The sequence below is a fragment of the Phenylobacterium sp. genome (assembly GCF_041691455.1).
Classification (GTDB): Bacteria; Pseudomonadota; Alphaproteobacteria; order Caulobacterales; family Caulobacteraceae; genus Phenylobacterium.
In genome coordinates this window covers 16347-38326 of record NZ_JBEPUO010000026.1, presented here as the reverse complement: position 1 = coordinate 38326, position 21980 = coordinate 16347, and the positions used below count along the sequence as shown (strand labels likewise).

Sequence of the window (21980 nt, the reverse complement as noted above, 5' to 3'; positions counted from 1 at the left end):
CCCCCAGCGCCCGCGAAGCGGCGCCAAGCGAATGCCGGAGGTCCCGCGACTAGCGCGTGCGCTGGTCGTCATTTCGCGCCTCCGAAGCATGGTTGCGGAATTGAAGGGCAATGAGAACGCCCTTGAAGGGCCGCAATGCGCCCAACGTCAGAGCCGTAATCAGCGGGAGCCAGATCACCAGTTCCAGCCAGACAGGTGGATGGAAGGTCAGTTCCGTGAACAGCAGCCCGCCGCAGCCGATGGCCCCGACGATCAGCAGAATGAAGACCACGGGCCCATCGCCGGAATCGGCGGTTGAGAGATCCTGGCCGCAAGCTTCGCACCGCGGCCTCACGGTCAGGTAGCCCGCGAAAAGCGGCGCCTCGCCACAACTTGGGCAGCGACATTTCACGCCGGCCAGGAGCGCTTTAAGAATGGTCACGACGGAACCTCGGCGCCGATCCGGCACGGTTCTGGGGAGCTGCCTGCGCGCGGATGGGCGTCGCGATAGAGCGACTGCAGGGTGCTGCGAAAGGCCGGCCGGCCCCCGACCAGGCGGATGAACCGCGACAGCTTCGCGCTGTCGAGCGGGTGGACAAGCGTATGGGCGCCCGGACGCGCACGCGCCGGATCGGTCTGTCGCGGGGTGAAGATCACCGCGGCGCGGGGCGAGAGCGTCTTGGCCTGCTCGGCGAATTCGCGGTCGGTGAGCGGGCCGTCAAGCGGCGCGACGACCAGCACCGCGGGCCGTTCGCCGCGGTTCAGCGCCTCTAGCGCCGGTCCGATAGAGTCGAAGCCCGACACGGTCATGCCGTCAAGGCGCAGGCCTTCGGCAAGCGTCTTGCGCAGCTCTGCATCGGGCTGGATCAGCCAGATGGCCGGCAGGGGCAGGGGCCTGGGCATGGCTGGAGCTTCCATTAGGCCGCCGACAAACCGGCTGCCTGGTCCTATGTCACCTACATATGATGACAGATTAAACATCACAAACGATAATAATAATTGCAATGAATTGGTCTGATGATGTCATATTCGCGCGTGAAACGTGAGTATGCATTGTTTTTCTTGGATCCCGACCCACGAGGAAGCTGGCCACGAGGGTCGGTCCCGGATAAGGAATGTGAATTGTGATATTTTGGACCTCATTGATGAGGCTTTGACGTGGCTTCGCCACTCAGGAGGCCACGTGGAAGATGCTCGCGCGCTTGCTCGCCTGCGGGTGACGGTCGACCTGATTGGTGATGAGCGGACGATCGAGGGTTGGGCGGCTCTTGGCGCTCAGTCCGGCGTCCCGGTGCTGGGGTTGATCCTGGTGACCGATCTGCGGCTGATCTTCGTTGATACGGCCGGTGGCATGATGGCGTTTCCGATCCACAAGATCTCTGCGGCGGAAGTGACCGCGCCTTGCAAGATCACCTTCACCGCCTGGTACGGTCGCATGTCCTTGGATTTCGATACGCCCGCGACCCTCAGCTCGATGCTGAACCTGGTCCGGCAGGATCCAGCCTGGTGCGCGGTTGAAATTAATTTGACCCGAGCCGCCGCGGCTATTCGCCTGATCGATGGCTTCGAAGCTCCGGGTCTTGCCGTCGGCGCACCACTTTGCATTGTGGATCGGGTCGGTGCGATCACTGAACCTCTCGAGGCCGCCTAGCTTAGACTCAGGGTCCAGGCGCCTCTTGATGATGTCATAAACATCACTATGGATAGGGGAATGATCACCGGTTCGCAGATGAAAGCCGCTCGCGCCCTCCTTGGGATTGACCAGAAGGAATTGGCGCGGCTGTCGGGGGTCTCCCTTCCGACGGTCCAGCGGATGGAAGCCAGCGACGGCATCGTTCGCGCCGTGGTCGACAGCCTTGAGAAGGTGGCGAACGCCATTAACGAGGCCGGCGTGGAGTTGATCGGCAGCGGCGCCCGGAGCGAAGGCTCGGGTCGCGGTGTCAGGCTGATTGAGGGAAAGCGGCCCTAGATCGTTCCTCCTTGGGATGTCTTGGACATCAGAAGCGACATTTAGGTCATCGTTTTAGATGCCTCAGGCGTGATAAGCCTTGAGGATGCTGTTCATGCGCACCTCCACCTTTGCCTCCCTCACACTCCAATCCAGCTGTGCCTTGGCGTGTGATTGCTCCTGCGTCGGACTGAGGTCTCGCCCGTCCCGGAGCCGCTTGGAGGATCTGATCGGGGAGGTGACGCAGACCATTCCGCATCGGGCCATCGGTCAGGCCATTGATCTCGTCATTCACATCGCGCGCACGCCGACCGGGCGGCACGTTTCGTAGATCATGCGGGTGAGCGGCTGGGGGAGGGGGGATACGAGTTGCGGGCCGCCTAGCCCCGAGGGGCGGGGAAATCCCTTCCCCAGCGGCCGAGCGTTGAGGTCTCGGCCGCCCCCTTCAGCAGGGACACCCCGCAATGCCCCCGGATACGGGGAGCGGCCGGCGGGCGTGCTCCGTCCTGACGCGAGCCGCGGCTCCTACGGGTCCGCCCCTGGCGGGCGCCTTCAGGCGCCGCCGGCCGCTCGACGGCGCGTCCCGCCCGCTGGCGCGGGCTCCTTGCAGCCTTACATGGGGATTTTAGTGTCAAGCTAGGCAGCATGCCGGGAAGCGGACGTTCTCTAGGGGCTCAGTTGGGTGGGGCGGCCCGAGCCCTCCGAAAATCGGACACAAACGGGTATGTCACGCCGTGGGAACAATAAGTGGAGGTGAACGTGCTTCGACGCGAACTCATGGTCGGCGGTCTAGGGATCAGTCTGGGAACAACAGCGTCAGCGTCGAGCCGTCCGGTACCGTCAACGCGACGAACGGACGGCGCCGCCCCTGCAAGCCAAGTGATCTTTCAAGAAGCAGACGGCGAACATCTCGTCAGACGCGCGGGCCCGATGGGTGGACTGCCGTTCGTGATCAAGCTGGATGGAAAGGTTGGCGGATCACGGGATCTATTTGTCTTCACGGAGACGTTGGCTCCAGGTCAGACCATACCATGGCACCGGCACGACGGGTGTGAGGAAGTTATGTTGATCGAGGAAGGTGGCGTCACAGTCACTGTCGGGATGGAAAGAAAAGAAGTCGCCGCGCGCGCGATGGCCTTCATGCCACAAGGTGTTTGGCACTCGGCCATCAACACAAGTGCACACCCCGTCCATGTGACCTCGATCTATTCGGGGCATGATTTCGACTATTACATGCGCGCCATCAGCGTTGCACCTGGTGACCCCATTATTCCAATTGATCCAAAGGTACTTCCGAGACTGCGCGCGATGGGGCATGCGACATACTGGGATCTCAAAATGGGTCCGTATCCCCCAGGCGTCGCTCGACCCTAAACGCCCGCAACGGCGTCCGAAGGGGTCGCTGACCGCATGGCCAGAACCGTAATTTCACCCTCTGATCCAGAAAGCGCGTCCGTGCCGCAGATTCGGTTCGGCTGACCAGCTGGGTACTGTTCGGAATCCAAGGTCTGAGCCCGCTGCCCGATTCGGCCATCGAGGCCAGATCAACCTGACATTCGGTGGTCGCGTTGCGGGGGCCGAACCAACTTCCCGCATTGGATGGCGTTGCGCTCAGGCGGGCGGGCTGTGGTGGGCAGGTTTGGCGTATTGGCGGGCAAACAGGCCGATCCCGCGTTTGGCCAGTCAATCTTTCACGCCCGACATGTCTGTTGTTGGCGACCTCGCCAGTGCAAGCTCCCTCTCAGAACGGCGCAGTATGCGTCGCCTCGAAGGGGCAGCCTTGGTCATCCGTTTCGTCCATACGTCCGACTGGCAGCTCGGCAAGCCCTTTGGGAAGGCGCCGGACGACGCGCGCGCGGCGCTTCAGGAGGCGCGTCTCGACGCCATCGGCGCGCTCGCGGCGGCGGCGCGCACCCATGGCGCGGCCTTTGTCCTCGTTGCCGGCGACGTCTTCGACTCCGCCGAGCCTGGCGACAGGGTTTTTCGCCAGGCGCTGTCGCGTATGGGCGGCGCTGCGGACCTGCGCTGGATTCTACTGCCCGGCAACCACGACCCGGCGCGCGCTGATGGATTGTGGTCCAGGCTTGCGGCCGAGGCTCCGCCGAACGTCGTCGCCGCAACTGAGCCGACGCCGCTCGCGGTTCTAGAAGACGTCTATCTTCTGCCGGCGCCCCTCGCCTTCAAGCGCACCGTGCAGGATCCCACCGCCTGGTTCGACGGGGCGGAAACGCCGACTGGCGCTCGGCGGCTCGGCCTGGCGCATGGGTCTATCCAGGATTTCGGCGTCGGGGAGACTGCAACTAACCAGATCGCCCCGGATCGGGCCCGGCGCGCAGGACTGGACTATCTGGCGCTGGGAGACTGGCACAGCCGCCGTCAGATCGACGCGCGGACGGCCTACTGCGGCACGCCCGAGCCTGACGACTTTGGGCGGGAGGCTAGCGGCGAGGCGCTGGTCGTTGAGCTGGCGTCGCCGGGCGAGGCGCCGCGCATCACACCCGTGCCGATTGGCCGTTACCAGTGGGTCACCGACACCTGGACGCTGTCGGCGGCGGCAGATCTCGACGCGCCCTTGGCGGCCTTGAGCGCCGGGCAGGATCTCAAGCACCTTGTCGCCCGTATCAAACTCGCCGGGTTGCTCACGCTTGGAGAGCGGGTCGCCGTCCGCGAGCGGCTGGAAGCCGGATTGGCGCATGAGGTTCGTTGGCTCGACCTGTCCCTTGCCGACCTCTTCGCCCGGCCAACCGACAATGATCTCGCCGAGATCGACGCCCAAGGAGTTTTGCGCGAAGCGGCAGAGCGGCTTCGTGCCTTGGCGGGTGAGCCAGGCGAACAGGGCCTACGGGCCATGGCCGCCCTCGAACGCCTCTACGTCGAGCATCAGAAGGCCCAGCGGATAGGAGCCACCTGATGCTGATCCGCGAGGTAACGGTCGAGAATTTCCGAAAGTTTCGTGCGCCCGTGCGGATCGCGGGCTTCAGCCGTGGCCTCAATCTGGTCTGCGAAGCCAATGAGACCGGAAAGTCGACCGTTCTCGAGGCCGTCCGGGCGGCGTTCTTCGAGCGTCACGGCGCTAAGAGCGAGCGGATCAAGTCGTTCAGGCCACACGGCGACGAGGTGGCGCCGACGGTTACCGTTGTCTTCGAGGTCGCTGGCGAGACCTGGACGGTCATCAAGCAATTCCTCCAGCATCCCAGCGTCAGCCTCACTGGCCCCGTGTCCCGCCATCAGAGTGATGAGGCCGAAGAGAAGCTTCAGTCGCTTCTGGGCTTCACCCGCGCGGGAAATCGCGGGGCCGACGATGACAGCCGCGGCGCCCTCGGCCTGCTGTGGGTGGAGCAGGGTCAGTCTTTCGTCCTGGGGACACCGGGCCAAACGGCGCGCCGCACCTTGGAAGATGTCTTGGCGGGCGAAGTCGGGGCGGTGACGGGCGGCCGTCGCACTCTGGCGGTCGTGCAGGCGGTCGAGCGCGCCCTAACGGAATTCTTGACGCCCACTGGCAAGCCGACGCGCCGCCTTCTCGAGGCGCAACAGATAACCGTTCACGCCGAGCAGGCGTTCAACGAAGCCCAGGCGGAACTTCGTCAGTTCGAGGAGGTCCTGGGCCAGCTCGAGGCAAAGCGAGGCGAACTTCGCCGTGTTGTGCGCGATCTCGGCGACGCCGAGGTCACAGAGGCTGCGAATGTCCTGCGCGCGGATCTGGACCGCGCTCGGCTGGCCGCGGAACGCCTGCATAATGCCCAACTCCTGTTCGAGCGGGCAGCTGGCGAGCGGGCCCGGGCCCAGACCCAGGTCGAGACCAGGGTCGAGGAGCGGGCACGTCTGGAGTTGGCCGCGACCAGCTTGGCGCGAGCGCAGGCAAAGGCCAACGAACACGGCGAGGTTCTGAGCGCTGCGAAGTCCGCCGAGACGTCCCACGCAAAGGCGCTCGAACAGGCGCGGAAGGATTTGGCCAAGGCCGAATTGGCGCGGGAATTGGCAGTTCGCGCGCAGCTCGCCGCCGATCGCACCCGGGCCCTGCAGGCGGCCTTCGCTAGGCTCGATCGCTGTAAGGCTATCGCCGATGCGCTGGTCGCCCAAGAGACAATCATTAAGGCCGAGGCGATTGGTCCGGAGCAGGTTGAGCGCCTCGATCAGCTCGACCGCGCGGTGCTCGATGCGCGATCGGCCTGCGAAGCCGGGGCGGCCGTGATTGAGGTTAGTCTTGAGCCCGGCACGGTCGGTGTCCGCGTCGATGGTGCGGTGCTCCGAGGTGACCTTCGGCGCGCCGTGGCACACCCGTTGTCGCTCGTCATCGATGGCGTCGGGCGTATCGATGTCACCCCGCCGGCCACGGGAGAGGCGGCGGCCGTCCGTTTGCGCACGGCGGAGCAGGACCTCGCCGCCTTGCTTGCCCAGATCGATTATGCGGATGTTGCCGCCGCCCGGGCAGGCGCCCGTCGTCGCCGCGAGGCGGAGGCGGAGCATAAGGCCCTCGAAGCGCGTCTCAGTGGCGAGAGCCCGGCCGATTCTGCGCTCGGCCTCGCGGCGGGGCTCCCAGCCCTGCGCGCCGGTTTGGCGGATATCGCCCTGCCGTCGCCTGACGACGCCGACGACGCCGCGCTCAAGGTGGCGGCGCTGGCCGCTGACACCGATTTGCAGGCGGCGCGCGGGGCCGAGAAGACGGCGCTTGGGCGCCGCGATGGCTCGGCCGAAGCGTTGCAGGCGGCGCAACTGACTGAAGTCCGGTTGGCCGGCGTGCTGGACGCGGCCAAAGCTGACCATGATCGAACTGCGGCAGAACTCACGACGGCCGAACAGCAGGTGAGCGACGAAGCCCTAGGCGAAGCGCTCCGTCATGTCTCCGCGGCCGAGACCTTGGCCAATGACGCATTGACGGTGGCGCAGAGGGCTGCGGAGGGGCTGGACCCGACCGTATTGGCGCGGCGCCTCGAAATCACGGAGCGACGCCGTCAAAGCCTCTTCGATGCACAGCTTGAGCTTGCCCAGACGCTTGCGCGACTTGAGGAGCAGGCCAAGACTTTGGGTGCCGCTGGCCCAGCGGCGCGGGCCCAGGCAGCTGAAGAGGCTTTGGATCTGGCGCGGTCGGACGCAGCGCGTCTCGCGGGGGAAGCGGCCGTGCTCCAGTTGCTCAAGACGACCATCGACACCGCGCAGGCCGAGGCGTCACGACGGTATCTTGCGCCGATCACCGAGCGCGTTGCGCCCTACATACGACGCCTACTTCCGACCGCTTCCCTGGCCTTTGGCGAGGATCTTCGGCCAAGCCGGCTGATCCGTGGCGGGGTTGAAGAGGCGGCCGACGATCTCAGTAAGGGAACTCAGGAGCAGATTGCGGTCCTGACTCGCCTGGCCTTCGCCGATCTGCTGCTCGCCCGAGGCAAGCCCGCCTCCCTGGTGCTCGACGACGCCTTGGTGTTCGCGGACGACGACCGGTTCGAGACGATGACGGAGATCCTCACGGAGGCCGCGTCGCGCATGCAGGTCATCATTCTCAGTTGCCGCACTTCCGCTTACCGGCACGTCGTCGAGGCCACGCGCCTCACCCTGGAGCGCTGAATTCGTCATGTATCTGGCTCAACTGCGGATCGTGAACTTCCGCAAGCTTGTCGATACGACTCTGGAATTCCGGCCCGGGCTCAATGTGCTCGTTGGCCCCAACAATGTCGGCAAGACGGCGGTGGTCGATGCCATGCGGGCACTTTTGGCCGGCCACGACGAACCCTATCCTCGCCTGTCCATGGACGACGTCCACCACCCCAAGGACGGCAAGCCGGAAGGAGCTATCCGGTTCGACTACGTCTTCCGGGAGCTGGATCCCGACGACGAGGCAGACTTCATGTCCGCGCTGAAGCCAGATGAGGGCGGCAAGCTCGAAGCGCACATCACCGTGCGCTACTCCGAAGCGGACAAGGCCGGGCGGCTTCGCGTCAAACGCTGGTGCGGCGACCACGAGGAAAACGGCCTTACCAGCGACATGATCGAGAACCTGCGCGGGGTGTATCTGCCGCCTCTGCGGGACGCCTCGCAGGGACTGAAGCCGAGCCGTGGCAGCCAGCTCGCGCGCCTGTTGCAGTTGCTCGCCGATGAGGCTGGCCGGGACACCATCAACGCGGCCCTCAAGACAGTCGACGACGCGCTCAAGGCGCACAAGCCGATCATCGACACCCAAGCCGCCATCGCCGGCCGGCACAGCGACATGCTAGGAGCGCAACTGGCCCAAGCGCTTGAGGTGGGTCTGAGTGCGAGCGATTTTCAGCGGCTGTCCGCCAGGCTCTCGCTCATCGTCGATAGGTTCGAAATAGAGCAGAACGGTCTCGGGTTTAACAACCTGATCTACATGGCCGTTGTGCTGAGCGAGCTGGCGAAAAATCCGGACGCTGCCTATCGCGGCCTGATTGTCGAAGAGCCCGAGGCCCACCTCCACCCGCAACTCCAGTCCGTCTTGTTGCGGTATCTCCACGACATCCAGACCGTGGTCGACGGTGAGAAAGCGGTTCAGGTTTTCGTCACCAGCCACTCCCCCAACTTCGCCAGCATTGCCAAGCTCGACACCCTCGCTTGCCTTGTCGATGCCGGCGGGGAGATCGAGGCCTTCTTCCCTCGCACGATCGCCTTCGAGAAGGGCAAGGGCGAGAAGCTGGAGCGGTACTTGGATGTCACCCGGGCCGAGCTCTTCTTCGCGCGCCGCGTCATCTTCGTGGAGGGCGCCGCCGAACTCATGTTGGTGAGCGTTCTGGCCGAGAAGGCCGGTTTCAAGCTGCGCGATCACGGGGTGAGTTTAATCAGCGTCGAGGGTTTGAACTTCGATTCCTTCCTGCCGCTCTTCGGCGAGAAGGCTCTCAAGATTCCCGTGGCGGTGATCACCGACGCCGATCCGGAAGGGGAGGCGAGCGAGGGCGGCAAAACCGCGCCGCTCTATCCCGCGCTCGGCGATGTGGTCGCCGTCTCGGCCAACACCGCGAAAATGAAGAAGCAGGAAGACAGCTTGGTGGGCGTCTTCCACGGGGTGAAGACGTTCGAGTACGATTTGGCGCTGCGGGCAAAGAACCGCACGGCGATGATTGCGGCGCTCAAAGAGCTTCACCCTCAGATCGGGCTGACGGTCGAAGCCGACGTCGCCAAGGCCGCTGACGATGCGGGCGCCGCCCGGGCGCTTTTCAGCGGCATGTTCGAGCGCGAGCAGAACAACGTGCAGAAGGGGCGTTACGGCCAGGCTCTCGCGCAGGCTTTCCTGGCCGTGGGCGCGGAATGCGAGGTGCCCGACTACATCCGCGACGCCGTCGCGCATGTTTGTAAACCCATGACCGCCAAATGATGGAGCTGTCCGCCGAGCAGCAGGATGTCGTGGCGGCGCCGTTGGCACCGCTCTGCGTCATCGCCTGCGCCGGTAGCGGCAAGACCCGGACGGCGGTTCATCGTCTGGCTGAGCTGCGTCGCCGTCTCGACGCCGATCGCGGTCGTGTCGCACTGCTGTCGTTCTCCAACGTGGCTGTCGATACCTTCCGGGCCAGCTATGCAGCGCTCGCCAGCCGTCTGCCCACTACGACGGCGCGCAGCCGCGTCGAGATCGACACCGTCGACGGTTTCATCACCAGCCATGTGTTGCGCCCTCATGCACACCGCATCATGGGCGCCACGAAGGCCGCCTATCTGGTGTCGGGCGAAGAGCCCTTCCTGCAGGGCTTTACGATCATCAAGAAGCCCGTTCCGAAATCGATCTCGTCGCTCCGGGTGGGATTGAGGAACGGGGCCTACTATTTCTTCTACGCCTACTTCGACGCCGTGACCGAGCTCGACGGACCGGCATCCCTCAAGCTGATCCAACGGTTGGCCCAAACGGGCGCTTACACCCACGAGCTTGGCCGATACTGGTGCTTGCGGACGTTGCAGGAGCAACCCGAGCTTCTTCGGGTCCTGGCCCATCGCTATCCACACATTCTGGTGGATGAATCCCAGGACATTGGAGCGCTGCACCGTGCCATCCTCGATCTTCTTGCAGTGGCCGGCTCGCAGATCACGCTGATCGGAGACCCCAACCAGGGCATCTATGAGTTCGCGGGGGCGGACGGCGACTACCTCACGAGCCATGCGAAGCAGCCCAACGTCAAAGTCTACGGGCTCACCCGCAACTATCGTTCGATCCCGGCTATCACGGCCATTGCGAACCGGCTTTCGGTGCGCAGCGACGAAACCGAGCGTGCGTCTCGCGCCGCGCCGCACGGCGCCTATGTCGTCCCCTATGTCAGCGGCAAGCAGAACGAGCTGCTAAGCCGCTTCGGCGCGGCTCTGACGGCGGCGGGTTTGCGTCCGGCAAACTCGGCCGTGGTCTGCCGTGCGATCAAGATGGCGGGAGAACTGTCGGGCGTTGGAACGCCTGTGGGCGTCGGCGCCATCAAGGGCTTGGCGAAGGCCGCGATTCTCCGGGATGAACGCCAGGATTATCTCAGGGCTTTTCAACAGGTCGCCGGTGTAGTGGCGACCTTGCTCGCGAAACCGCCCGCGGGGTTTGTGACCCAGGTCTCGCAGCCCGAACGGTATCCGGAGATGATTGTCGCCCGGAGACTGATCTGGGCGTTCACGCGGAGCCCGGAATCAGGACTCCCTTCCGCCGCGCTCCCCGCCGACAGCGAATGGCATCCCCAGCTCTGCCTCCGCCTTCGGGCGCTTCTTGACGCTTTGGTGTCGTCTGCGGGATTGGCGCCCGGCGACAACCTGGGCCAGCGCTTGGCGAAGAGGGGCTTGGACTCCAATTCCGTCTTCACCCTTACCGAAGGGCAAGCCGGCGACGCGCCACTGCGGATCGACACCGTGCATCAGGTCAAAGGGGAGAGCCTCGATGGCGTCCTCTACATCGCCACGAAGCCACAGATCGAAGCCATGCTGGCCGGCGTCGGCACGGAAGAGGGCCGTATCGGCTATGTCGCGGTGACCCGGGCCACAGACCTGCTCTGGCTCGGTGTGCCGGAGGAGGCATTCAAAGCACTTAGCCCCAGGCTTCTGGAACGGGGCTTTGCAGAATTGCCCGAGTAGGGCGACCGCACAGATGCGGTACGCTGAACATGCCATCATGGAAAAATAACAAGTGAATTCACTGTGTTAAAATGTGCGCCTAATGTATCTTATCGGAAATCCAAAGTTATATCGCATTGATAACGAACGAGTTTGACCGTTTTCGGATTCGACGATGATCAAGTGTGAGGCCAAGATGTGCTCGAGCGCGTCAAGGCGCGCCTGATCGTATTGCGCGCATACGTTCCCACCCATGGCTGACGTTTGGAATAGAGATCCAATTTCCGGCTTTCAGGTCACTGGCGTCGGCGCGCGCCCGATCGCGCAGGCACTGAGAAGGGCATGCAGTTACACAGTTTTTTAGGTCACTCAGGTGATCTTAAATCAGATTGCGGCCAACGCACGACGGCGGTTGCGCAGCGCGGCGCCGACACCGCCGAAGCCCATGATCATCAGCGCCCAGACGCCAGGTTCCGGCACTGCAGCCGCGCCGACGGACGAAAGCGTGACGCTCGTTGGCGTGAAGTAGAGCTCGGCGCGCTGGGTTTCCTCGTAAACGCCCCCAGCGTAGCTATGCCCGCTGATGCCCACGTACGCATAGGACGGGATCAACGACGGGCCGATGGTCAGCGACGCATCAGAGGCGAAGGATGCCGGGGTATCGGATGAGTAGACCCATGCCTGCACCACGTACTGACGAACAAGATCCGGCACCGCAGGATAGAAGTAGAAGGGCGCGTAGTCCTCGCGAGTGGAATATCCGAAGGTTTGCCCGACACCGGTCCCATTGGCGGCGGCATCGCTCGTGGAGACTCGCTGGACAGCATCTCCGGATAAGTCGCGGGTGACATCGTTAAACGTTACGAGCGTCTGAAGGCCGAATGCCGGACCCCCATAGCCCGGACCATAGCCAGGACCTTCGATCGCTTGGGTGTGAGCTGTTGTCACTTGCTGGCCAGCGCCGTCGTCGAAGCGGAAGGTGATGCTGATCGCCCGGTTTGCGAGATCGAACGTCGGCTGGGCAAAGCCGAACTCCCCCGTCCGGTCGTAGCCGCTGCTGGTGAGTCCGCTGAAGGTCAGTTCCCGCACGGCGGCCTCCGCGCTCGCGGCCCCCATCGCCAAAGCAACCGCGGCCGTGGCCGCGCAGATCAAAACACGCATTTTTGTTCACCCAAAAAATGACGACAGGACTTCTAACGCCAGGTTAGAGCCAGCTAGGGTCTGGCTGGGACAGCGCCAATAGTGCGAATGCACTATGCCCGTGGCGAGCGAGCCACTTGTCAGGCGTTGGGTTGAGTACAGTTTGTAGTGCGTGCGGAACGATGACAGCCCGAGCAGATGACCAATATCTCTCTAGTATCCTCGATGCCTTGTACCGCGTGGCCTCCGATCCGGACCGGTGGGAGGAGCTCATTGACGCCCTGCCGCTGGAGGGGATGGAGTCCGCCGACCACATGGCGCCTGACCTTCGCCGGAGTATCGAAATTTCCGACCGTCTCGCGTCGGCGGTCCAACCGGCGAAAGCCCGGCCGCGCGGCCAAGCCCGGCTAAGCCCCCGGTTGAGCGTCTTAGAGAGCGATATGCCCTTCCGGCGCATGGTGGGCCTCGCGCTCGATGGGTTGGATACGACGATCAGGTTCGCTGATGCAGACTGCGAGGCGGCTCTGGAGCGAGCGGCGGGCCGTGCAATCAGCACAGATGGGCCGGCCTTCGTGGTCCTTCGCTTCGCAAACTCGCCGGATCGTCTCGTCGGTCGTATCAAGGTCTATGGCGGTGGGTTTCAACTTCGGCTTAGCGCCCTCCCGCGCTCCGCCTCGGGCCTGGGCGCTGCTTTGGGGCTCTCTCCATCAGAAGCGCGACTTGTAGATCAGCTTCGGAGCGCCGGTAGTATTCGGGAGGCGGCCGGCGACCTGGAAATCAGCGTCAACACGGCTCGCAATCAACTCGCTTCGGTGTTCGACAAGCTTGGTATCCGCCGCCAGAGCGATCTCATCGACGTGCTGAGCGAGGCGGAGCGATATGTCGAGACGTCCGCCCCATCCGACAGGCATCACCCGCCAATCCAGAGCTTCACCCTGCCCGACGGTCGGCAGTTGGCGTTTCGCACCTATGGTAACCCGATCGGGCGCCACGTCATGGCCTTTCACGAAGGGCTCGGTTCAAGCCTCCTGCCGTCATCGAGTGATGACATGGCGCATGCCCTCGGCCTCTATATTGTGGCGGCAGACCGCCCCGGATTCGGCGGATCCGACGCGCTGGCGTCTTACAGCTTCGCCGCTGTCGCCGCGGATATGGAAGCCCTCTGCGACCATCTGAAGTTGGCAGACTTAACCCTCATGGGCCTGCTGTCCGGGGTCGTGCCGATGTTGGAGACGGCCGCCAGGCTCGGCCATCGAGCCAACCGCGCAGTACTTCTTTCTGGCCGACCGCCGGGTGACCCCGGTAGCACGACCGATTTGCTTGCGCTCTTCCGAACGCGCCTCACCCGGAATGCATGGGCGACGCGCACTATCCTGCTGCTGCTAAAGCATCGCAATACGCCCGAGAGCGTCGCTCGAATGCTCCAGAAGGCCACGAAGTACTCGCCCGGCGACGCGGAGTTTCTGCAGCGCAGCCCAGATGTGTCCGGTTACCTAAGCTTTTGCGTTGCTGAGGCGCTTGCGCAGAAAGCTGAAGGCCCGGCGGCCGAACTAGCTGCTATGCTGACATCTGACAGAGGCGTCCTGTCGCGAATCTCCGCCCCATTACAAATTTTCCATGGTCAGGAGGACCGTCTGGCCCCGATGGGCGCCCTGGAACGCTTTCTGGGCGAAAGGCCATACGACCTGCGGTGCTTTACAAACATCGGTCAGTTGATGGCGCTCAAGCATTGGCATGAAATCCTTCAGCTCATCTGACGTAAGCCTCGCAAACCGGCCACTATGCGCAGCGGAAGGCTTGAACGAGGCATTTCGCAAAGCGGACCCGCCGAATGTCGCCTTCCAGTCAAAGGCGACTATCGCGGGTGACCGTGTTCAACCTCGCTGCAAATAAGCATTATCGGAAATAATGCGCCGCTAACCCTTGCAAGTATGCGGGCTTTATCGATCGCTCTGACGATGTGTTTTCGGAAATCACCGCATCACAATACTTCGCTGTTCATTCGGAAATTGAAGTTCCACCAGGAGGCCCGGGCTATTGTCGCGTAGCCGTAGTTCCGCCCCGTGCAGCTCAGCTATGGCCGCGACAAGCGACAGCCCAAGCCCAGAGCCGGCGGTACTTCGACTGGCATCCAACCGATAAAACCGCTGGACCACCCGCCCGTGCTCCGCGTCGGGAATGCCCGGCCCGTTGTCAGCCACGGTAGCGGTTACGGCGCCATCGACACTGGCAAGGCGCATGGAGATTTCGGCCCCTTCGCCGGCGTGCCGCAGGGCGTTCTCGATAAGGTTGGCGAACAATTGCGTCAGGAGCTGGGGATCCCCACGGACCTCAAGATCGGGCGCAATCTCCGCGTCGAAGCTTTTCCCAGCGTCCTCCGCTGCTGTCTCGTAGGCGAGATGCACGCGTTCCATCACCGCAGAGAGATTGACGGCCTCGAACCTGGCCCGACCCGCGCCACCTTCAATTTGCCCAATCCGCAGCAAGGCGTGGAAGGTCGCCAAAACCTCGTCCACTTGCGCCAGCGCGTCGTCTATCGCGCATTCCAATGCCTCCGGGTCGCTGAGGTCGCGCATCGACTCCAGATGCTGCCGCAGCCGACCCAGGGGTGTCCGCAGGTCGTGTGCGATATCGGTGGACACCTGCCGCAGCCCGTCCATCAGGGCCTGAGTGCGGTCCAACATGAGGTTCATGTTGCGGGTGAGACGACTGAACTCCGCTCCCATACCGATGGGGGGGACCCGATCATCCTGAGCGCCGTCCATGATGCGCTGGAGCGCCTGGTTCACGCGGTCCATCCGGCGCAGGAAGATCCCGCCTATCAACAGCCCCCCACCGAGCGCCAAGATGGTGATGCCCAGGCCGCTCCAGAGCGTCACAAGCCGCAGCCAGTCCGACAATTCGGTCAGGTCCGAGGTATCGCGGCCAACGACTAGGACTGACCCGTCAGCCAATCGAACACCGTAGGTCCGCACGGTCACCTGCCCGTCCGATGGTTCGTTGGGCTCCGTAAATTCGGCCACGCTGAGTTCGCCCCACCCAGCCCTGGCCGCCGTCGCCGGAAGGTCTCCAGCGACCCGTCGGCCCAGCGGGTCAAGCAGCAGGTAAAGATACGGCCGCGCGTGCACGATCCGCTGGCGCTTGAGGATCAGTTGACCCAGGGTGTCGGGCCCGTGGGCCCGGGCCTCCCCGCGCAGGAGCTGGCTCTCGTCAACCAGCGCCGCGTCCGTCGCATGGCCAGCATAACGGCTCACCGCGACGTTGACGGCCGCAACCAACGCAGTCGCGCCGACCGCGAAAATCACCGCGAAAATGAGCGCGAGCCGAAAGGCCCCGCTCTGGAAGGCGCTAAGTCGGCGCATCGATCATGTAGCCGGCGCCACGAACCGTCTTGATCATGTCCGAGTCAAATCCGCGGTCGATCTTGGCGCGAAGCCGGCTCACATGGCCTTCGATGATGTTGGTCTGCGGGTCGAAGTGAAACGACCAGACGTTCTCCAGTAGCATGGTGCGCGTGACGACCTGACCGGCATGGCGCATCAGGTATTCCAGAAGCTTGAACTCCTGGGCCTGAAGCTCGATCGCCCGCCCCGCCCGCGTTGCGTTGCGCTTGAGTAGGTCGATCTCCAGGTCGCCCACACGGATGATTGTGGGCGCCTGGGCGAGATGCGGACGACGCGCCAACGCGGCGATCCGGGCCAACAGTTCAGACATGGAGAAGGGTTTGACGAGGTAGTCGTCTGCGCCGGCCTCGAGACCCTCGACCCGATCTTCCACCCCATCCATGGCGGTGAGGAAGATCGCGGGCGTCTTGACGCCTGTGATCCGCAACGCCTTGAGCACCGCCAACCCGTCGACGGACGGGACCATGCGGTCGATTATCAGAACGGCGTAGGCGCCGTCCGTCGCGTGGAAGATCGCATCGCGCCCCGTTGCGCAGGCGTCGACCACATGGCCAGCCGCCCGCAATCCCTTCTCGATGAAGGCCGAGGTCTGCTGATCGTCTTCGAGCAGAAGTATCTTCAACGCCATCTCGTTGTGAACGCGTCACGGGCCGTGTGGAGCGACCAAGGGCACGCCTGTCGCTCCCCGCCGCAAGTTCGCAATTCCGAATGTTCGGGCCATCACCTCAGTACATGAGAACGCGCAAGGTCAGTCCGTGGAGGCACTGTCGCCTCCGAACGGAGTTCCAGTCATGAAATATGCTCTCGCACTCACAGCCGGCTTGGCTCTCGCCGTTGGGGGCCTTGCCGCCTCGCAAGCCGCCACACCCGCGCACGCCGCCTATGCCGGCGCACAGTTGGCATCGAACGCCAAAGTCACCATGGACCAGGCCAGGGCCATCGCCCTGAAGGCCCGCCCCGGTCAGATCACCGACCAGGAGCTTGAGAAGGAAGGCGGCGGCAGCGGGCTTCGCTACTCCTTCGACATCAAGAGCGGCGGCAAAATCCACGAGGTTGGGGTCGATGCCCAAACCGGTCGCGTTCTCGAGAACAAGGCGGAAGGCCCGAACCCTGACTGATCTTCTTGGCGGCGGAGTGGGTACTGCTCCGCCGCCATCCGTCTCCTCCAGAAGGCGAGGATTTGATGCCAGCCTCCGGCCGGTTTGCGCTGCACCATGTAGTCCGTGTCGCCCGAACAATGTCTCCAGCCATATCTGTTAGGCCCGCACGAGTGGCGTCTCCCAGAAGTTGGCCTACTACCATTGAACCAGCCAGTGGCGCGTTCACCCTGGCGCGATGAAAAAGAACGCCAAGGCAAGCAGCACATAGACACCGATCAGCAGCAGCCCCTCGAACCAGCTGCTGTCCCCGTCAGCGGTGATGGCTCGAACGATGAAGGCCGCGCCGGTGATCGCAAACAGATCGAGGGAGTTCGGGAACACCAAGGTCATGGGCGTTCCCATCGCCCATGAGATCAGGACGAGAAGCGGCGCGATGACCAAGCCGACCTGGATCGCCGAGCCGATCGAAATCGCCAGGACAAGATCCATCCGGTTCTGGCGCGCAAAGCTCATGCTGGCGAAAAGGTCGGCCGCCGTTCCCACCAGCGCCAACGGAACGACACCCAGAAACAGCAGCGGCAGATGGAGCGTCTCGGCTGACCCCTCCAGGGCGCCCGAGACGATACTGGCGCACACCGCGATGGCCGCCGTCGCGCCGACCAGTACCGCAACCGACGTCACCAGGCCCCACGACGCGTCATCGGGATGCGCTTCTTTCGGATTGGCGCCGGCGAAGACGTCGCGATGCGTAATTAGGGTGTAGACGAGATTGCCGGCATAGAGCAGCAGCAGAACGACTGCGACACCGACGCTCAAGGCCCGCTCACTCACTAGCCGTTGCTGGACAGTGAAGCCCCGCCCAAGATCGGCGTCGTGGAACACGGCGGGCAGCATCAGGGCGAAGACGACGATCAGGAAAAGGCTGGCCAACAGACCTGTACGTCGCTGGGAAAACGGCTGCTGGTCGCGGGTGAGGCCGCCCACCAGACAGGCGAGACCAAGACCCAGCAAACTCGTCCCGATGATCGATCCGGTGATCTGGGCGCGGACGACTTCGGGGTGGCCGGACATGACGACAAACAGCATGAGGATAAGTTCGGCGGCGCTCCCGAAGCTGACATTGAGCAGGCCGCCGATCGCCGAGCCGGCCCGTTTGGCGATCTGATCGGTCGCGCGTCGCATCCAGACGGCCAGAACCGCGACGGCGAGCCCACCCAGGATGAACGCCGCAAGGGGTGGCAGTGGGCTCAGATATCTAAGCCCGACGGCAAGCGGGACGATTGAGGTCAACCAAGCCAGTCGGATTACAGAAGAGGTCATCGCCAAGCCTAGCACGACGGGTGTTCGCCGAAGGGCAGACGAAATTGCCTCAGCCGCGCGCGATCACTTCGTACAATCGAATGATCGGCCAACGACCCCGAGCTCTTGGCGGCCGGCTCCACTCCGAACCTGCGCCTCCCACGGTCGCAGGCTGGCCAACGCCGCGGAGCCGCTTCGCGCCGCGTCGACCTGGGACATCAGACGCCTGCACCCGAGCCGACGCCCTGTTGGAGGACCAGCATCTGCCGCCGAAGATCATAGAGCTGGTCGAGCAGCAGCAGCACTACCGGCAGGGCCGCCTCGTTGACCTCCAGCTCGTCCCTGAGCTCCAGGATGAGGCGAACCCGCGCGACGTCGATCTCCTGGAAGATGTAGCGCCCGGGGACGCCATCGGCGCGTACCCATTCAAAGGCGATCCAGCGTTCGAGATCCTGCTGCGGCAAGCGAGGCAACTGGGCGAGCAGGCCCTGCTGGCTGATCATGGCAGCGTCTCCATCGCACTGCGGGGATTGAACGGGGTTTCGCGGGTCCAGCTCTTCATGAAGGCGTCAAGCGCCGGATCCGGCGGTCCCAGCCGGACGCGCAAGGTCGCAAGGAGATCGCCGGCGGGCTGGGAGCCATGCTTGGGCACGCCTCGGCCGCGCAGCCTAAGCTCCGAGCCGGTGTCCGAATGCGGTGGGACCCTGACCCGCACCGGACCGCCCGGGGTCGGCGTCTCGACGAATCCCCCCAGTACGGCCTCGGCCACCGTTATCGGCAGATCGAGACGAATGTTCTGGCCCACCCGGGAGAAGAAGGCATGCGGCGTGACACGGATTTCAATCAAGGCGTCGCCGGCGGGGCCTCCGTTCCACCCCTCGCCGCCTTGGCCGCGAAGGCGCAGCACCTGGCCGTCCAATGTCCCCGGCGGGATCTTTGCGTTCAACGCCCGCCCGTCCGGCAAGGTCAGGCGTCGAGTCGCGCCATTCACCGCGGATAGAAAATCGGTTTCAAGGCTGTAGTGTTCGTCGCCGCCGCGCGCCCGCGCCTCGGCCCCGCGATTGCGCGCACCGCGGAAGACCGAACCGAACATGTCGGCGAACCCTTCGTCGCTCCAACCGCCGAAGTGTTCGCTCTCGCGGCTATAGCGCCGTCCCGCCTCGCCGTCAGCGTGGTCGTGATAAGAGCCTTGCGGGGCGCTCGGCTGCCCTGCCGCATCGATCTCACCTCGATCGAAGCGGGCCCGCTTGCCTGGATCCGACAGCAGATCGTTGGCGGCTGACACCGCCTTGAACACGTCCTCGGCCTTGGCGTTGCCGGGGTTCAGATCGGGGTGGTGCGTCTTGGCCAGCTTGCGGTAGGCGCGGCGGACATCGTCCGCGCTTGCGGACCTCGCAACGCCCAGGATTTTGTAGGGATCATCCAAGACTAGACCCTATGGCTCAGACGTGACGTCTTCGCCAGATCGCGGAGCGCGAGGCTCGGTCTCCTCATGATCGGGCGTCGGCGTGCGCATCTTGAGGCGCACTCTTCCGAGCCTCAGTTGCGCGCGCGAAGGCCCCGGACAAGGTCAGGATTCGGAGATGATCGACGCCGCTCTCGGACACCGGCATAACCTCAGCGCTGGGCACCGCCACCCCCAGTGTGTTCGATATCAACTCGACACCCTTGACCCGCCGCACGGCGGCGCCGGCCACATCCCTTTGCACGTTGCTGGTCACGTACCCGGCTAGCGTAACGACGCCGCCCCGGACCGAAACGCCGATGTGCCGGGTCGTGAGGCAGGGCTCGGAGATGAGACTGACAAGGACAGCGCGCCGCAGGTCCGCGTCGCGGGCTTCGACAGACGTCAGCGTCTCGTGGTCGCGCGCAGACAAGTGCGCGCCCTTTTGGGAGACCATGGTGGAGCTTCGATTCGGCCGGCCGCGATGGCCGCCTTGGCCAGACGGGGAACTCGCGTGCGTCATAGGAGAGTACTCCTGGCGTCGGTTGCGTGGGGAGCGGGGCTTCCGGCATACAGCCGGTCCGGAGATCTCGTCAGGAGATGATCAGGTGGTTCTCGACGTCGGTAGCCCCGGGCGCGGCCCAGGCCGTCGATCCCGCAAGAGCTCGGTCGTTCCACGAATCCACATAGCCCGTCAGAGTCACGCGGCCGCCATCGGCTGTCACCTTGACGCCTTTGGGGTCCAGCCACGATCGGTGTAGGGCACGAATGATGTCGCTGGTCAGGTTGAAGGTGTTCACCCGCGCCTTGACCTTGATGTTGTTGGTGACCCCGACGACGCCCCAGAGCCGGCGCACATCTTGCGCGGCGGCGTCGTGCTCGAAGCCCCACCCAACCTCGCCGCTCAATGTGATCCAGCCATTCTGGACGGTGATATCGATCGCATCTCTCGGAAGCGTTGAGTTCCAGTCGAGGCGGGCCCTCGCCGCCTGGGCGATGTCATCGTCGCCCCGATGGATGCCGTCGGGCAGCTTGACCACGATCTCTTCGGCGACCGCCTTAACGCCCTTCACCCGGCGGACAGCCGCCTCAGCGGCCTGCTTTTCAGCGAACCGTTGGACGTGCCCGGAGAGCATGACCACCCCGTCCCGAGCGGTGACGCCGATATGCGCGGCCGTGACACTCGGGTCCCAGGCCAGTTCAGCCAGAACATCATCTCGCAATTCGTTGTCACTAGACACAGCAGTCTCCTGGTCCGCGGATGCAGGAGAAGAAGCTCTTCTCCTGGCTCGTCCGAAGTGTCGATGGGCCTCAAGGATGCGCAGGACGTGTCGGGAGGCTTGCACCGAACTTGAGGCTAGGGAGGGCCCGGGGCTGGAAACAGGGTCGGAAACTACTCAATCGCCGGGCCCAATCCCGCTTTTTGGTGAGATCTCGCGTTTCAGTCGATCCCGCGGCGCCATCGCGTCCCACCAAGCATTGTGTTCGACCGCACCCACCAGTGCGGTCGGATAGTGCTCGACGCGATGGATCTCGAACCGCAAAGCGCTGGATGGGCGCCGGCCGCCCCGGTGCGATCATCAAAGCCTGGCAACACAGGCGCACGTCATCGGGCCAGTCCGCGATGAGTTGGGGATCGGGATCGCCGCGCAGGAAGACTCCGATCGCACGGCGGCCATTCGCCTGGTTAAAGCGGCGGACCGCGATATCGGCGGGCAGAGCTGTTTCGGCTGAACGGGGTCGCTGATGACAAAGCTGTCTGCGGCAGACAATACGCCATAGACCAGATAGGCGCGCGCCTCGCTCACCAACGCCAGCGAGATAAGCGCGCCGCCAAACCCATTGGATTCCGCATCGAGGACAAAACGCGATGGCGAACCTCGCCCCTGCCGGGGCGCATCGCCGCTAGAGGTTAGTTTGCGAGTGGATCAGTGGCGATCGACGATTTCGGCGACCCGGCGTTCGACGGCTTGGCCGGCGACGCTCGCGACGACGTTTGCGTCGGCCTTCCCGATCCAGCGGGCGGCCTCGTCCTCGTGACCCGGGTCGAACACCTTCACCTCGGGATCAAGAAACACCTTTACCGCGCCGACCAGCCAGTGTTGCCAGTCGCGCCGCGCGATCACTGCGATCCGGGCGACCCTCTTCTGGTGAGCCTTTATGAACCCGGCATGTTTCTCAAGGGTCGTCAGGCTGTCCCAACCCTCAAGGTGCGACGCATCGATGAGGACTCGGATTTCGCCGAAATCCTTGATGATCGCGTCCACCTGCGGCGACACCGCGAGGAAGTCGTCGGCGTGCAAGGTCTCCGGCGCGACGATCTTCAGGACGCCAGGGGCGAGGATCTCGGTCTTCAGCATAGGATGCCTCGTTGGGTCAGGATTGAAGGACGACATTATTGAAACGCTCGCGTGGCGACGAATAGCGCGCGGGACAGGTTCATGGTCCGGTTGAGACCTTAGGGTTCGACGCAAGGCTGCGGCAGGTTCGGTATCTACTCACGACGGCGCTTCGCGCCCGCAAGGCGTCGGCCCCCATGTCCAAGCCGCGCGTAGTTTCCAGGTCTGCGGCCTACTCTGGTCGCGTGGAAACCTAAGCGACGTCATACGGCGGGCGGGGGTACCGACGGCGGGGAGACACGAGCCCGCAAGTTC

At 64.1% G+C, this 21980-nt stretch carries 20 protein-coding genes; 9 read left to right on the top strand and 11 right to left on the bottom strand.

Annotated features, from left to right (window positions below; all coding sequences use genetic code 11):
- Positions 1-49 precede the first annotated feature (49 nt).
- Both ACESMY_RS19660 and ACESMY_RS19655 read right to left on the bottom strand, forming a co-directional pair.
- The gene (locus tag ACESMY_RS19660; protein WP_372786316.1) at positions 50-421 is read right to left on the bottom strand and encodes a DUF983 domain-containing protein; all 372 of its coding nucleotides are present in this window, start codon (positions 419-421) and stop codon (positions 50-52) included.
- A complete protein-coding gene (locus ACESMY_RS19655) occupies positions 418-882 on the bottom strand; it encodes a hypothetical protein (protein ID WP_372786315.1) in 465 nt (154 codons plus the stop codon). Before ACESMY_RS19655 ends, ACESMY_RS19660 begins: the two co-directional genes overlap by 4 nt.
- 280 nt (positions 883-1162) lie before the next feature.
- On the opposite strand from ACESMY_RS19655, the gene ACESMY_RS19650 reads away from it, so the two are divergent.
- The 7 genes from ACESMY_RS19650 to ACESMY_RS19620 all read left to right on the top strand — a co-directional run bounded on the left by ACESMY_RS19650 (position 1163) and on the right by ACESMY_RS19620 (position 10960).
- On the top strand, positions 1163-1630 hold the full coding sequence (locus ACESMY_RS19650) for a hypothetical protein (RefSeq protein WP_372786314.1): 468 nt from the start codon (positions 1163-1165) through the stop codon (positions 1628-1630).
- Between the two features lie 60 nt (positions 1631-1690).
- Positions 1691-1948: a helix-turn-helix domain-containing protein gene (locus ACESMY_RS19645; protein WP_372786313.1), complete on the top strand. Its 258-nt coding sequence runs from the start codon at positions 1691-1693 to the stop codon at positions 1946-1948.
- A gap of 927 nt (positions 1949-2875) precedes the next feature.
- The gene (locus tag ACESMY_RS19640; RefSeq protein WP_372786312.1) at positions 2876-3301 is read left to right on the top strand and encodes a cupin domain-containing protein; all 426 of its coding nucleotides are present in this window, start codon (positions 2876-2878) and stop codon (positions 3299-3301) included.
- A 406-nt stretch (positions 3302-3707) separates the two neighbouring features.
- Positions 3708-4838 carry an exonuclease SbcCD subunit D gene (locus ACESMY_RS19635; protein WP_372786311.1) on the top strand — a complete coding sequence of 377 codons (1131 nt, stop codon included), beginning with the start codon at positions 3708-3710 and terminating at the stop codon, positions 4836-4838.
- Positions 4838-7486 (top strand): AAA family ATPase, encoded by a 2649-nt coding sequence (locus tag ACESMY_RS19630; protein ID WP_372786310.1) that lies wholly within the window; start codon positions 4838-4840, stop codon positions 7484-7486. The genes ACESMY_RS19635 and ACESMY_RS19630 overlap by 1 nt, the downstream gene beginning before the upstream one ends.
- A 7-nt stretch (positions 7487-7493) precedes the next feature.
- Positions 7494-9245: an ATP-dependent endonuclease gene (locus ACESMY_RS19625; RefSeq protein WP_372786309.1), complete on the top strand. Its 1752-nt coding sequence runs from the start codon at positions 7494-7496 to the stop codon at positions 9243-9245.
- Complete coding sequence (locus ACESMY_RS19620) at positions 9242-10960, top strand: UvrD-helicase domain-containing protein (RefSeq protein ID WP_372786308.1); 1719 nt, start codon at positions 9242-9244, stop codon at positions 10958-10960. The genes ACESMY_RS19625 and ACESMY_RS19620 overlap by 4 nt, the downstream gene beginning before the upstream one ends.
- A gap of 363 nt (positions 10961-11323) precedes the next feature.
- On the opposite strand, the gene ACESMY_RS19615 is transcribed toward ACESMY_RS19620, so the two are convergent.
- Positions 11324-12100, bottom strand: coding sequence for a PEPxxWA-CTERM sorting domain-containing protein (locus tag ACESMY_RS19615; RefSeq protein WP_372786307.1), 777 nt, complete (start codon positions 12098-12100; stop codon positions 11324-11326).
- Positions 12101-12519: 419 nt separating this feature from the next.
- Between ACESMY_RS19615 and ACESMY_RS19610 the strand changes: the two genes are divergently transcribed.
- The gene (locus ACESMY_RS19610) at positions 12520-13836 is read left to right on the top strand and encodes an alpha/beta fold hydrolase (protein ID WP_372786306.1); all 1317 of its coding nucleotides are present in this window, start codon (positions 12520-12522) and stop codon (positions 13834-13836) included.
- Between the two features lie 216 nt (positions 13837-14052).
- Here ACESMY_RS19610 and ACESMY_RS19605 read toward each other — a convergent pair whose 3' ends face one another.
- Both ACESMY_RS19605 and ACESMY_RS19600 read right to left on the bottom strand, forming a co-directional pair.
- A complete protein-coding gene (locus tag ACESMY_RS19605; RefSeq protein ID WP_372786305.1) occupies positions 14053-15441 on the bottom strand; it encodes a sensor histidine kinase in 1389 nt (462 codons plus the stop codon).
- A complete protein-coding gene (locus ACESMY_RS19600; protein WP_372786304.1) occupies positions 15428-16105 on the bottom strand; it encodes a winged helix-turn-helix domain-containing protein in 678 nt (225 codons plus the stop codon). Before ACESMY_RS19600 ends, ACESMY_RS19605 begins: the two co-directional genes overlap by 14 nt.
- Before the next feature lie 169 nt (positions 16106-16274).
- Here ACESMY_RS19600 and ACESMY_RS19595 point away from each other — a divergent pair, with 169 nt between their 5' ends.
- Complete coding sequence (locus ACESMY_RS19595; RefSeq protein ID WP_372786303.1) at positions 16275-16601, top strand: PepSY domain-containing protein; 327 nt, start codon at positions 16275-16277, stop codon at positions 16599-16601.
- Between the two features lie 204 nt (positions 16602-16805).
- Here ACESMY_RS19595 and cax read toward each other — a convergent pair whose 3' ends face one another.
- From cax to ACESMY_RS19565, 6 genes are all read right to left on the bottom strand, one after another.
- Positions 16806-17873: a calcium/proton exchanger gene (gene cax, locus ACESMY_RS19590; protein WP_372786302.1), complete on the bottom strand. Its 1068-nt coding sequence runs from the start codon at positions 17871-17873 to the stop codon at positions 16806-16808.
- Between the two features lie 227 nt (positions 17874-18100).
- Complete coding sequence (locus ACESMY_RS19585; RefSeq protein ID WP_372786301.1) at positions 18101-18385, bottom strand: hypothetical protein; 285 nt, start codon at positions 18383-18385, stop codon at positions 18101-18103.
- Entirely contained in the window at positions 18382-19308 is a 927-nt protein-coding gene (locus tag ACESMY_RS19580) for a DnaJ C-terminal domain-containing protein (protein WP_372786300.1), read from the bottom strand. Before ACESMY_RS19580 ends, ACESMY_RS19585 begins: the two co-directional genes overlap by 4 nt.
- A gap of 64 nt (positions 19309-19372) precedes the next feature.
- Complete coding sequence (locus tag ACESMY_RS19575; protein ID WP_372786299.1) at positions 19373-19783, bottom strand: BON domain-containing protein; 411 nt, start codon at positions 19781-19783, stop codon at positions 19373-19375.
- Positions 19784-19919: 136 nt separating this feature from the next.
- Positions 19920-20567: a BON domain-containing protein gene (locus ACESMY_RS19570; protein ID WP_372786298.1), complete on the bottom strand. Its 648-nt coding sequence runs from the start codon at positions 20565-20567 to the stop codon at positions 19920-19922.
- Positions 20568-21254: 687 nt separating this feature from the next.
- Positions 21255-21686, bottom strand: a complete 432-nt coding sequence (locus tag ACESMY_RS19565; RefSeq protein ID WP_372786297.1) for an STAS/SEC14 domain-containing protein — start codon at positions 21684-21686, stop codon at positions 21255-21257.
- Between the last annotated feature and the right edge of the window lie 294 nt (positions 21687-21980).